Source organism: Faecalimonas canis (assembly GCF_054601575.1).
On record NZ_BAAHSI010000011.1, the window covers coordinates 58,107 to 72,780 of the forward strand.

At 36.6% G+C, this 14,674-nt stretch carries 6 protein-coding genes; 5 read left to right on the forward strand and 1 reads right to left on the reverse strand.

The features are described from left to right. Window positions 1–115: 115 nt before the first annotated feature. The 4 genes from ACYPXO_RS03630 to ACYPXO_RS03645 all read left to right on the forward strand — a co-directional run bounded on the left by ACYPXO_RS03630 (window position 116) and on the right by ACYPXO_RS03645 (window position 10,462). Entirely contained in the window at window positions 116–5,143 is a 5,028-nt protein-coding gene (locus ACYPXO_RS03630) for a leucine-rich repeat domain-containing protein (protein ID WP_459639321.1), read from the forward strand. 242 nt (window positions 5,144–5,385) lie between these two features. Further along, complete coding sequence (locus ACYPXO_RS03635; RefSeq protein WP_459639322.1) at window positions 5,386–8,283, forward strand: FIVAR domain-containing protein; 2,898 nt, start codon at window positions 5,386–5,388, stop codon at window positions 8,281–8,283. A gap of 120 nt (window positions 8,284–8,403) precedes the next feature. After that, window positions 8,404–9,036: a hypothetical protein gene (locus ACYPXO_RS03640; protein WP_459639323.1), complete on the forward strand. Its 633-nt coding sequence runs from the start codon at window positions 8,404–8,406 to the stop codon at window positions 9,034–9,036. A gap of 139 nt (window positions 9,037–9,175) precedes the next feature. Continuing rightward, window positions 9,176–10,462: a D-alanyl-D-alanine carboxypeptidase family protein gene (locus ACYPXO_RS03645; RefSeq protein ID WP_459639324.1), complete on the forward strand. Its 1,287-nt coding sequence runs from the start codon at window positions 9,176–9,178 to the stop codon at window positions 10,460–10,462. 44 nt (window positions 10,463–10,506) lie between these two features. Here the strand turns inward: ACYPXO_RS03645 and ACYPXO_RS03650 are convergent, their stop codons facing one another. Next, window positions 10,507–11,109 (reverse strand): cytidylate kinase-like family protein, encoded by a 603-nt coding sequence (locus ACYPXO_RS03650; RefSeq protein ID WP_459639325.1) that lies wholly within the window; start codon window positions 11,107–11,109, stop codon window positions 10,507–10,509. A 454-nt stretch (window positions 11,110–11,563) separates the two neighbouring features. Here ACYPXO_RS03650 and ileS point away from each other — a divergent pair, with 454 nt between their 5' ends. Continuing rightward, window positions 11,564–14,671 carry an isoleucine--tRNA ligase gene (gene ileS / locus ACYPXO_RS03655; protein WP_459639326.1) on the forward strand — a complete coding sequence of 1,036 codons (3,108 nt, stop codon included), beginning with the start codon at window positions 11,564–11,566 and terminating at the stop codon, window positions 14,669–14,671. The last annotated feature ends 3 nt before the right edge of the window (window positions 14,672–14,674 follow it).

Here is a 14,674-nt window from a genome sequence, read left to right on the forward strand (position 1 = left end):
CTATATATCATTGAGATATATAGGAATTATTAATTTGTGGGAAAATATGCTGTGTGCTATGGTAGAAATAGGTATTAAGACAGATGCCAAATAAAAAAATGAGGAGGAAAAGAAAGTGAAAAAGAAGAAATTTAAGCAAATTTTGTCTATGATTTTAGTATTTGTATTAACGGTTTCTATGTCAATGACATCATTTGCCGGAGAAATTCCGGAAGAAATTAAATCTACGGTGGAAACGGAGATAAAAGAACCAAATATAAAAGAAGTTGCACAGGAAGAAAGCACGGATAAGTGGACTGTAAAAGATTTTACATATACTACGATGCGACAGACGTTAAATGGTTGTGATTATACACGGCAGTTTGTGATTGAAGGTTCTGCTATTGCCGGATTTTCCGAAAGCGGTGCAAAAAAATTTGAAACAAACAAAAATATTGTTTTACCGTCTACAAATGACAAGGGAGAAACGTTAGTCGGAGTGGCAGAAAATGCCTTTAAAGGAAAAGGAGTGACCGGCGTTAAATTTCCGGAAGGTATGCTGGTAGATTATGATGATACGATAACACACGTTGTAACAAAAAGAGGAAATTTTGTAATTGGAACAGGAGCATTTGAAAAGAATAATCTGACAAGTGTGTATCTTCCAAAAGGAGTTATTGCAATAATGCCATCTGCTTTTAAAAATAATCAGTTGACAAAAGTCAGTATTCCAAGCACAATTTGGTGGATTGAAAATTCTTGTTTTGCTTACAATAAATTAAGTGCGGTAGGATTTCCTAAAACTTGCGATTTTCAGGCACAGATACATGCTTTTGCATTTGCACATAATAACATTAAATCTGTAAGACTTCCTGATTATATGGAGGTTGTAGAAAAGAAAGCGTTTTACTGGAATCCGGGTATGGAAAAATGTCCGCAGGAAGCACCGGATAAAGAACAGAAAATGGGCGGAGTTGTTCATATGTACACGGACAATCCTAATTTAGCCAATATGGAGAGAATCCATCATATTGAAAGAACAGCAGAATCTCAGAAATCATGGCATCAAAGATTAATTGTTGGAAATGCTCCGCAGGAAGAAAAAGCATGGAATGCAGATGATTTTGTTATTGAAGGAACAAAAATTACAGGATTATCTGCAAAAGGGATGGATAAGAGAAAAGTAAATAAAAATTTAGTTCTGCCTGACAAAAATAAAGCGGGACAGCCTATTACGGAAATTGCGGGAACAACAGAAACAGTTGGACTTTTTGCAACGGCAGAAGAAAAAATTGACAGTGTTTCCCTGCCGATGTATTTGGAAAAAATAGGAAAAAGAGCATTTGCAAACAGCGGTCTGAAAAGGGTAGAAGAATTTCCTTCCACATTAAAAGAAATCGGTATGGCGGCATTTCAGATGAATGAGTTGACAAGTGTAATTTTACCTGATAGTTTGACAACTCTTGGAGGAGGAGCATTTGGCTCTAATTCTAAATTGGAAGTCATTATTCTTTCAAAAGGATTACAAGAAATTCCGGCAGGAGCATTTGGTTGCAGCACGGCGCAGGAATATATGACAAATTTAACAAAATTAACTATTCCTGAAGGCGTTACAAAAATTGGTAATAACGCATTTGCCGGAAATAATATTAAAGATATTATTATTCCATCTACAGTAAAAGAAATTGGTGATTTTGCATTTTCAACAAAAAATTATTTGAAAGAAGAATGTACATTAACCCTTTCGGAAGGATTGGAAAAAATCGGAAAAAGGGCATTTCGCAATAAAGTAATTGCTGAAGTGGAATTACCGTCTACGGTAAAATCCTTAAGTGATAAAGTCTTTGAGAAAGAGTATTCAGACGATACACAGGCAGTAAAGACAAAGGTATATGTCAATAAAAAACAGTATTCTGATAAGCAAAACTTTCCGGCATCAGATTATCATGAGTATGTTTTGAAAATTGATAAAAACGATACGGAATGGGACGCATATGATTTTACATATGGAAAGATTTCTCAAAAATTATATCCTGCACATAATACGGAAGATGCAACGATAATTGAGGGGACAGGTATTACAGGTTTATCTGCATACGGAGAAGCAAAACTTGAGTTAAACAAAAATGTAGTTATTCCAAAGAAAGATACGGACGGAAAGACAATTATAGGAATTGGAGAAAAAGCATTCCAAAAGAAAGGAATAGAATCTGTTATCTTTCCTGAAGGAGTTATGACAGATTACCATGGCAATGATGCGGCAGAAGGTGTAACGAAAAGAGGGAACTTTATTATTCAAAGCAGTGCTTTTGCAGGAAATGAATTGACTTCCGTAAATTTGCCGGAGGGTGTTATTTATGTCGGAAACAATGCGTTTAAAGGAAATAAATTGGGTGCGGTTTCTATGTCACATACAATTTGGCAGGTTGCATCACAGGCGTTTGCCGCAAACCAAATTACAACGGTAGACTTTCCAAAAACCTGTGACTTTAAATTAAATTTGGACAATATGTCATTTGCCCAGAATAAAATCCGTGCAGTCAGATTACCGGACAGAACAGAAAAAGTTACAAACTCAGTATTTTTCCAGTGTACAGGTATGGAACCGGTAGCAGAAAATGCACCAAATGCAAATTACAAAAAAGGCGGAGTAGTATATATGTATACGGACAACGCTGATTTAAAGAAAGAATCTTATATCACACATACAGAAGGTGTAGGTACAGGAGTAGGCGCAAGCGGGACAAAATCATGGGTGCAGAAATTAATTGTAGGTCCAATGCCTGAAGAATTAAAACCGTGGAATGAAAATGATTTTACTTATGAAGGAACGGTAATTACAGGACTCTCAGAATCAGGAACTGCAAAGAGAAAGAACAGTCCAGAATTGGTTTTACCGGATAAAAACCCACAGGGACAGGCGATAACAGGATTGAAAGATGCAACTTCTTCATATGGTCTGTTTGCTTCGGAAAAAGAGAAATTTAATACGGTTGTTTTACCGAAGAACTTGGAAAAAATCGGAAAGAATGTCTTTGCGGACAGTGGTTTGACGAAAGTAGTATTTCCTGAAACATTGACAGAAATTGATAACGGAGCATTTAGACAGAATAATCTGGTCCATATTGTTTTACCGGATAGTATTAAAAAATTGGGAACAGGTATATTTGCATCTAATTTTACGGTGGAAACAATTAAATTTCCAAAGAATATTACGGAAATACCATCAGGAATGTTCAGTTGTTCGGGAAAGGTTTCAGCAGAAAAATTTACTGAAATCACATTGCCGGAAGGAATTACAAAAATCGGAAATAATGCGTTTGCGGGAAACAACTTTGCGAAGGTGGTTATTCCAAAAGGTGTGAAGGAAATCGGCGGTTCTGCATTTGCACAGACGCAAGACCACAGAGCCTTAAAAGAAATTGTTTTACCGGAAGGACTTGAGAGTATTGGACGTTGGGCATTCCGCTATGCTTTGGTAAAAGAAGTAAACCTTCCGTCTACAGTAACAGAATTAAATAAGGATGCATTTAAAGATAGCGAAGGAAAAGTAACTCTTTATGTAACAAAGAAAGAGCAATTGGAAAATCATGGTAAATTTGTGGCACAGTCTTCTTATCATCAGACGGTATATAACAATCTGGTTGGAACAGGTTGGAATTATGATGATTTCATTTTTGAAGGAAATAAATTAAAAGGCTGGTCTGCAAAAGGAAATCAGACACGTTTGAAAAATAAAAAATTAGTTTTGCCAGAAATCAATCCGGAAACAAAAGAAGAAGTTACGATTATCGATAACGGTGCTTTTAAAATTCCTGATAATGAAGTAGAGCAGTTAAAAGACGGCGTAATTTCTCCAAATGGAATGAATACGATACAAATACCGGAAACAGTTACGGTACTGGGCGAAAAAGCCTTTGAATACAATAACTTTAAAACAGTAGATTTTCCAAAACAATTACAAACAATCGGCTTACATTGTTTCCACGGAAATAAATTGGAGGGGGTTATTATTCCGGACAGTGTAACAGATTTACAAAGCGGAGCATTTTCGGAAAATAACATTACGAAAATTAAACTTCCAAAAGAGTTAAAAACAATATCACAGGGAGTATTCTCAATGAATATACGATTGGAAAAAGTAGAAATTCCTGAAACGGTTACGGAAATCGGCGATATGGCATTTGCAGGAGCAAGATTATCTTCCCTTCATATTCCAAATTCCGTAGTTAGAATAGGAAGAAAAGCTTTCCACCTACATCATTTGAAAGAATTAACTATTCCGGGAAATGTAAAGGAAATTGGGGATTCTGCCTTCGAGGGAACATTTAAGGCGATTACATTGAAAAAACTTGTATTGCAAGAAGGAATTGAATCTATCGGTTCATGTGCATTTAAAGAAGGATATTTGGAGAGCGTAAAATTACCAAAATCTTTGAAAGTATTAGCAGATGATGCGTTTGAGGCAAATGCAGGAACAAATAATGACCATGTGGTTGTATGCTATACAGAAAATGTAAATCACTTAGAGTTTCCGACATCAAAATCTCACCGCATAGTGTTACAGTCACAGTGGGATAGTGAATGTTTTGTTTTTGAAGGAAATAAAGTTGTTGGGCTTAGTAAAAAAGGACTTGCACTTATCCAGGAAAATAAAGAAATGATTATACCGGATAGGACTCCGGCGGGAGTAACTATTTTAGAAATAGGAGCGGATGCTTTTAGAGGATATGGTATAATGAAAGTACAACTTCCGAAAGGACTTCAGATTATTGGAGAAAAAGCATTTGCAGAAAACAAATTGCAGAGTGTAGACCTTCCGAATACGGTGAGAAAGATTGCAGAGAACAGTTTTGAAGGTCATAAAAAAGATGTACAACTTTTGGTTCACAGTCAGGATACTTTTGATTGCTTAAATCAGATAAAATATAAAGATGCTGTATTAGTGAATTTGGCTGAAGAGAAACCAGAAGAGAAACCGGATAATAAACCAGATAATAAACCGAATGGAAATCAGGATAATAATCAGAGTACAACCGGAAATCAACCGATAAATAGACCTGCTAAGACCGGTGACACAGCACCGATTACTTTACTGATGATAATAAGTGGAGTAGCGTTATTATTAGTATGGACTCAGACAAATAAGAAGAAAAACAAATAGCAGAAAATAAAAATATTCCCTTTTAACTACTTTTTCAAGAAATCAGTGGTTGGAAGGGATATTTTTGTTATCTAGAATAGATATAACTTATAATTATATAGACAATATCGATAAGTGATTATATATAAAAATTATCTATAGGAAAAGAGAAAAAATTTATTGACTTTTTCATATGAAAAAGATAGAGTATCTAATGATACACACGACTGCGTGTAGAGAAAATACAAGGAAGGAGAAAAAAGATGATACGAAAACGTACAGAAAAAGTGTTGGCATGGATGTTGACGATGGCTCTTGTAGTTGGAAGTTTTGTTTCATTTCCTGCAAAAGCAGAGGGAGTAGCAACAATTTATTCTGTGAAAGCAAATGTTACAGAAGTGCCGGCAAATGGCGGAAATGTTGAAGTGACGGTTAAAGGTGAGAACTTGCCGAACACGATATATTATCGTGTACAGGAAAAAGTTGAGGGTGCTATGGGATATACACCTGTGGAAGACCAAAATGGTCTAGCAATTGCATGTCCGAATGCAAATGGTGGAAAAGTATCTATTTCGATTAAGAAGAATGATAGTGGAAAAACGAAGAAGATTAAAATAGGAATTTTGGAAAAAGCACCGGGGACAACACCGGGGTCAGTAAACTATTATACATCTACATCTGAGTTGACACAGAAAGCATCTTCCGGAACAGAAACACCGGAAACAGATAAAACAGAGTTGAATAAATTAATTACACAGGCAGAGGGATTGAACGAAGCGGAGTATACAACTGAAAGTTGGAGCAAACTTCAGACAGCTCTGACGAATGCCAAAAAAGTCAAAGAAAATGCAAGTGCAACAAAGGAACAGATTGCAGAGGCAACAACAAACCTTCAGAAAGCCATTAAAGAATTGGCATATACAGAAGGAGCAGGAAATACTGCAAATATTCGTGCAATCGTAAAAGATGAAAGCGGAAAAGGAGTTGCAGGACTTCAGTTCGTTATCATTGATGCAAGTGCAGGGGAAACAGAAATTGCTAGACCTGTTTCAGATGAAAATGGTATTATTCAATATCCTGCGAAAGATTTAGTAAACGGTGAGTACCAATTAAAATTGGAAAGAATCGGAGATTATTTCTGTCAGCCAAATAGTGGATATATATATGGAGTTGCAGGCGGAAAAGTTGTTAAAGTTGATGGGAAAGCATATACAGGAGAAAAAGATATTGTATTTACTGCAAAGAAAATCGGCGGAGGAACAGATCCGGAAAAACCACAGGTAGATAAGAAAAGCATTACGGTAAATGTAACAGATACAAGCGGACTTCCGTTTGATGATTGTGGATTTACATTTATTGAGGAAGAATTTAAAGATAATCCAAACAGCGAAGGAATGGCGAAGAAACCTAAAAACGGTGTTTTAACATTAAAAATTACTGATACATCGGTAACATCTATGATTCTTCGTGTACATAAAAATTATAAAGAAGATTATACAGCGACACCGGCAGAGTTAAAACTTACTTTGAAAAAAGGTGAGATTACTCATGTAAATGGTGAAGAATATAATGGAACACAGAAATATACAGTTAAAGTAAAGAAAAATGGTGAGGCACAGAATAAACCGTCTATTTCTACTGCATATGTGGATAAAGAAAGTCTTACTTCTTCTGGCGGAACAGTAAAAGTGAGCGTAGGCGGAAGAATGTTGAAAAATAATTTAAAGATAACGGTATTTGAGGGTGCTGCGGACAGTGGTATTCAAGCAGCGAAGACATTTGATACAGATACGTTCCAAGAGTTTGACATTACTTTACCGGCAAACGAAACAGCAGAAAAGAAAACATATCGTATCAACTGTTCTGTAACAGATGAAGATGATATGAAAGACAAAAATTTAATCGTTACAGTAGATAAAAAACAGGAAGTAAATCCGGATGGAACAAATGCTACAATCACTTCTTTGAAAGCGACACCTGAAACATTAGCTGCTAAAGGTGGAACAATTAAACTTAATGTAGAGGGTTCAAATCTTACTTCTGCTAACTGGGCAGCAGAAGCTGTGGGGGTTCTTGAAGGAACGGACTTAGAAAGAGGTAGAATTAACGCTACAGAGATAACTGAAACAGGAGCAATTCTTACAATAGGTAAGAATCCAATTCAGACAAACAGAGTGGTTTGGACAATTACAGCAGGTCCTATTAAAGAGGGCGTCATTGAACCACAGCAGACAGTTAAAGTTTATCAGGATAAAAATGCTGTAGTAGAAACAGTTGATATTACAGATGTTTCTCAGGTGGATGATAATACAATTGTCGCTACATTTGAGAAAGAAATTCAATTAGGAATACGCAATAAAACAGAATTAAAGAAATTAATTTATGTAAATGGTGTGAAAAAAGTAGATGATAAAGATTTTGCGGAAGGAACTTATCATTTACAAAAAGAAGATGAAGTTACAACAGACGGAAATCAGTTAATCATCAAGTTAAATCATAAATTAACGCTCGGTGTATCAGCACGACTACACTTAGAGCAAGGTTCATTAAAAACAATGGAAGGTGTTTTGATAAAAGAAATTTCTTATATTATTACATCTAAACCAAGTGTAAACCGTATTGAATATGAAAAAGACGTATTTGATTATAAAGGCGGAACAGCAGTTGCAAAACTGAAAGGTATTCGTCTTGTAGAATTAAAAGAGGGCACAATTGTTGCGAGAGTATTAGACCCTGTTACAACAGAGGTATATGAAGACACAGGATTAAAAATTACATTGGGAGCAGAGCCTATAGTAACATTTAATGTTCCGGAAAATAAAACAAATAAGACTCAGTCATACTTATTAAGTATTGATGTAGACGGAACTCCTGTATACGAAGGAGTAGGCTCAAATCCTGCGAGAAGAGCAATTGTTTCCGTATTACCAAAAGGAGCAGACCCAAAAGCACAGACATTAAGCGGTATGACTATTACCGGAAATAATAAGATTGAAGAAACAAGCAGTACAACAAGCATTGAAGTTGCTGTTTCTAAACAGGAAGGCGAGTTAAAGACAAAATTAAAATTGTCGGGAACGAACTTAAATCCAAAGACAACAAAAGTACGTGCAATTGATGAAAGCGGTGTGATTTGGCCGGTATATGATGTCCCTGAGTGAGATGGCACATGGCGATTCGTTGCAATCGCAGGACCAAACAGTAACGGTGTTTACGGTGAAGAAGGAAGTAATAGTTTATCAATCGAAGTATTACCTCCTCGTTTAGCAGGAACAAACAAAGTGTACAAACTTCAGGTAGCATTGGACGGTGTTCATTTCCTTGAAGATCCGTTTGTAACATTAAAAGTAAACAATGAAGATATTCAGGATGAAACAGATTTTACACAGTGTAATAAAGAAGATTTAATTGATCTTACAGAGAAATTTGTAGATGCTGAAACAGGAAAAGAAATTGCACCTGCAGAAGTAAATAAAGCATATATCATTAGTATGTATAACCAGTTTGATATTGGACCAAAAGCAATTGAAGGTTATGAATATGTATCCGGACCGGATATGAAGGGTTACAAAGACCTGTTTGTTATTGATACGGACAGTGATAAGACATTAGGATTAGACGGAAAACCGGGAAGAGATGATGAATTTGTATTCAAATATAGAAAAATAACAAATAAACCAAATCAGCCTAATAGACCGGATACAAATCCTAACAAACCGAATGATCAGAATAAACCGAACGGAAACGTTACAGGAAATCAAGGAACAGGCTCAGTAAACGGTCAGTTAGGAAAACCTTCAGGCTCAAAACAGCCTATTAAAACAGGAGATACAACTCCTATTCTTCCGATAACAGCAGCGGCGGTTGTATCACTTGCCGGAATTGTGTTTGTGTTATCAAAGAAAAGAAGATAGAGTGATATAAGATAAGTAAAACCGATGCACAGCAGATGAGTAATCTGCGGCATCGGTTTTTCGTTTATTTAATAATTGAAATAATAGTATTTTTCATATATACTTATAACGTATGTGTAAAAATATTGGAGGAATATCAATGAAAAATAGAATAAAAAGAGGAATTGGAATTTTACTAAGCGTAGTTCTGATTTCCCAGTGCGGAGGATACGCACAGGCAACAGATGTGCAGCAACCGACAGAGCAGATGACATCGCAACAAAAGAAAGAAGCGGAAATACAAGCGTCCTATAATAAGGTGATAGAGAGTAACGCTATAGCAAATTGGCCGCAAGGACCACAGGTTTACGGAGATTCTGCTATTGTAATGGATATGAAAACAGGAGCAATTTTATATGCAAAAGGAATTGATGAGCAAAGGTATCCGGCAAGTATTACAAAAATTTTGACCGCATTGGTTGCTATTGAAAATTCCAAGCCGACAGATATGGTAAAATTCTCGCAGGAAAGTATTCAGTCTTTAGAGCCGGGATATGCTCATATCGCTATGAAAGCAGGGGAAGAAATCACAATGAAAGATGCGCTTCATGCACTGATGCTTGCTTCTGCGAATGAGGTAGCATATGCAATCGGTGAAAGTGTAGGCGGAACACACGAAAATTTTGTTAAGATGATGAACGACAGGGCGAAAGAATTAGGCTGTACACATACACATTTTATTAATACAAACGGAATGTTTGATGAACAGCATTACACTTCTGCAAGAGATATGGCGTTAATTGCAAGAGAAGCGTTTGGACATCAGGAATTATTGGATATTGTGCAGACATTACAATATACGATTCCGCCGACGAATATGGAGAGTGAACCGAGAATATTTCAGCAGAAACACAAAATGCTTTTAAATGGAAAATATCACGATGACCGTTGTATCGGTGGAAAAACAGGTTATACGGAGAAATCTTATAATACGCTTGTGACGGTTATGGAGCAGGGGGATATGGAAATCGTGGCGGTAATTATGCGGTCACGCAGAGATACGTTTGAGGATACAAAGAAAATCTGTGATTATGCTTTTCATAATTTTAAAGAAGTTAATATTTCCGCAAATGAAACATCAAAGAGGATAAGTCATATCGAGGGAGATGCTTGTGTAACTTTGCCTAAAAATATAGATTTTGATGCGTTGAGCAGAAAATATGAGAAAGATAAAGTTGACTATTGCTACGAAGGACAGGTTGTCGGAGCGACAAAAGCGAAGATAAAAGAGGTTAAAAAAGCGACAAGGAAAGAACCTGAAAAGAAGACAGAGAATACGTTTTTAATGAGAACAATTATTGTAGTTATTATTATTTTGATTATCGGATGTACAACTCTTCTTATTTTAAATGCAATTCGAAGAAAGAAAAGAAATAGAGAGCGATAATACATAAAAAAGGAACTTCAACGGTGGTGAAGTTCCTTTTGTCATTATAGATTGTTATAGATAACTTCTAACAAATTTACAATTTCATTAATGGTAAAAGCACTTGTGTCAATAGCGAGTTGATAACTTTTTGCGTCATGCCAGTCTTTGTCTGTGTAGAAGTTATAATAGTAACTGCGGTCTTTATCCACTTTTTTGATTAATGTGTGTGCTTTCTTTTCGGGAAGACCGTAGCGTTCCATAACTGTTTTGACACGGAAATCCATTGGAGCGAAAAGATAAATGTTCTTACAGTGTTTTTCATTTTTCAGTACATAGTCTGCACATCTTCCTACAAAGATACAGTTTTCCTTAACTGCCAAATCCTGAATGACTTTTGACTGGAGACTAAAGAGTACTTCATCAATGTGGCCGTAACGGTATTGTCTATCTAAATTATCATCTACATCCACCTGATACTGCCAAGGTCTTTCCTTTTTTTCATCAACAAGTTTCAACTGTTCGTAAGGAATATCGGTATGCTCCGCTGCGAGTTTGATTAATCCTTTGTCATAGCAGTTAATTCCAAGACGATTAGCAAGTTCCCGCCCAATCAATCGTCCGTTGCTGCCAAATTGTCGTCCGATAGTAATGATTTTCTTGCTCATGTAATCGCTCCCTTCCGTAAATATACAGTAAAAAAAGTTATTTTATATATTATATCATATAAAGAAGAGGAATGCTATATATAGTCAGTATAGTCTGATAATATTAAATCCTTGACAGTTCACGGGTTTCCTTACTATAATAGAAAAGGATATGAAAAAAACAATGACGAAGAGAGTAGAACTTTTTCAAAAGCCAAAGAGAGTCGGTGGCGGTGGGAATCCGATGCGAGTAGGGATTGTTTGAAAATCACTTCCGAGTTGCAGATGCTGAAAATCGCAAGATGCGATGTATAAGTTCTGCCGGTTTTCTACCGTTAAAAAGAACACATATGGAAGTATGGTGTAACAGGTGGTTAAACGACAGTTTATTAACTCTCGTCCTATTACGGACGGGGGTTTTCTTTTTTTAGCAGGATTTGCAAAGAGCATAAACTAATCATAAGAGGAGGAAATTATGTATCAGAAAGTATCAACGGATTTGAAATTCGTGGACAGAGAGAAGAAAATTGAAAAATTTTGGGAAGAAAACGACATCTTCAAAAAAAGTATGGAAAACCGTAAAGAAGGCGAAACATACACGTTTTATGACGGACCGCCGACAGCAAACGGTAAGCCGCACATTGGGCATGTATTAACCCGTGTTATCAAGGATATGATTCCAAGATACCGTACAATGAAAGGGTATATGGTACCTAGAAAAGCAGGCTGGGATACACACGGTCTGCCAGTAGAACTTGAAGTGGAAAAACTTTTAGGTTTAGACGGAAAAGAACAGATTGAAGAATATGGATTAGAGCCATTTATTTCACACTGCAAAGAAAGCGTTTGGAAATATAAAGGAATGTGGGAAGATTTTTCTGCAACAGTTGGTTTCTGGGCAGATATGGAACACCCATATGTCACATATGATAATAATTTTATTGAATCTGAGTGGTGGGCATTAAAACAGATTTGGGATAAAGGACTTTTATATAAAGGCTATAAAATAGTACCTTATTGTCCACGATGCGGAACTCCGCTTTCAAGCCACGAAGTTGCACAGGGATATAAAGATGTAAAAGAAAAATCAGCAATCGTAAGATTTAAAGTGAAAGATGAAGATGCCTATATTTTAGCATGGACAACAACTCCTTGGACACTTCCTTCAAACGTTGCACTTTGTGTAAATCCGGAAGAAACTTATGTGAAGGTAAAAAATGACGGATACACATATTATATGGCGGAAGCATTGGTTGAAAGTGTATTGGAAGGCGATGTAGAAGTAGTAGAACGCTACGTGGGTAAAGAACTGGAAGGAAAAGAATATGAACCGTTATTCCCATTTGTAGAATTGAATAAAAAGGCATATTATGTAACTTGTGACACATATGTTACACTTACGGATGGTACGGGAGTTGTTCATATTGCTCCGGCGTTTGGTGAGGACGATGCTCAGGTAGGACGTAAATATGATTTGCCGTTCCTTCAGTTGGTAGATGAAAAAGGGGAAATGACAGAGGAAACGCCATGGGCAGGAGTATTCTGCAAGAAAGCAGATCCATTTGTATTAGAGGATTTGGAAAAGCGAGGACTTTTGTTTGCCGCTCCGAATTTTGAACATAGTTATCCTCATTGTTGGCGTTGTGATACACCGCTTATCTATTACGCTCGTGAATCATGGTTCATTAAAATGACAGCGGTAAAAGATGATTTGATCAGAAACAATAATACAATCAACTGGATTCCGGAAAGTATCGGTAAAGGACGTTTTGGCGACTGGCTTGAAAATGTTCAAGATTGGGGAATCAGCCGAAATCGTTATTGGGGAACTCCGTTAAACGTATGGGAATGTGAATGCGGTCATATGCACTCTATCGGAAGCATTGCGGAATTGAAAGAACTTTCCGATAATTGTCCGGATGATATTGAATTACACCGTCCGTTTATTGATGCGGTTACAATTAAATGTCCGCATTGTGGAAAAGAAATGCACAGAGTACCGGAAGTAATCGACTGTTGGTTTGACAGCGGAGCAATGCCGTTTGCACAACACCATTATCCGTTTGAAAATAAAGAGTTGTTCGAGCAGCAGTTCCCTGCAAACTTTATTTCCGAGGCGGTTGACCAGACAAGAGGATGGTTCTACTCATTACTTGCCATTTCTACCCTTGTATTTAACGAAGCGCCATATAAAAACGTTATCGTTTTAGGTCATGTACAGGATGAAAAAGGACAGAAGATGAGTAAATCCAAAGGGAATGCAGTGGACCCGTTTGAAGCGTTAGAGCAATATGGGGCAGATGCAATCCGCTGGTATTTCTATATCAACAGTGCGCCTTGGTTACCGAACCGTTTCCACGGTAAGATTGTAACAGAAGGACAGAGAAAGTTTATGGGTACGTTATGGAACACATATGCATTCTTTGTACTATATGCAAATATCGATGAATTTGACGCAACAAAATATACATTGGAATATGATAAATTAAATGTTATGGATAAATGGTTATTATCTAAACTGAATACATTGATTAAAACAGTAGATAATAACTTAGAGAATTACCGCATTCCTGAAAGTGCGAGAGCATTACAGGAGTTTGTGGATGATATGAGTAACTGGTATGTAAGAAGAAGCCGTGAACGTTTCTGGGCAAAAGGAATGGAACAGGATAAAATCAATGCGTACATGACACTTTACACAGCGCTTGTAACAGTTGCAAAAGTGGCAGCTCCTATGATTCCGTTTATGACAGAAGATATTTACCAGAACCTTGTAAGAAGCATCGACAAAAATGCTCCTGAAAGTGTTCATCTTTGCGATTTCCCTGTAGCAAACGAGGAATGGATTGATACAGAATTGGAAAGAAACATGGAAGAAGTTTTGGAAATCGTTGTTATGGGCCGTGCGTGTCGTAACAGTGCAAATATCAAGAATCGTCAGCCAATCGGAACGATGTTTGTAAAAGCGGAAGAAGAATTATCCGCATTCTACAAAGAAATTGTTGCTGAAGAGTTGAATGTAAAAGAAGTGAAATTCACAGATGATGTAAGAGATTTTACTTCATATACATTTAAACCACAGTTAAAAACAGTAGGACCGAAATATGGTAAACTTTTAGGTGGAATCCGCACTGTACTTTCTGAATTAGACGGAAATAAAGCGATGGATGAATTAAATGCAAATGATGCATTAAAACTTGACATCAACGGACAGGAAGTTACTTTATTCAGAGAAGACCTTTTAATTGAAACAGCACAGACAGAAGGTTATGTATCAGAAAGTGACAATGGAATTACGGTTGTATTAGATACAAATCTTACAGAAGAGTTATTACAGGAAGGATTTGTACGTGAGATTATCAGTAAAATCCAGACAATGAGAAAAGAAGCAGACTTTGAAGTGACAGATAAAATTCATGTAACTTATGAGGGAAGCGAAAAAGCAGAAAATATTTTTGCAGAATACGGAAGTCAGATTGGTGACGAAGTATTAGCATTATCAGTAGAAAAGAAAACTCCGGCAGGCTATACAAAAGAATGGAACATCAACGGGGAAAAAGTGATTATGGGTGTTGAAAAATAGGAG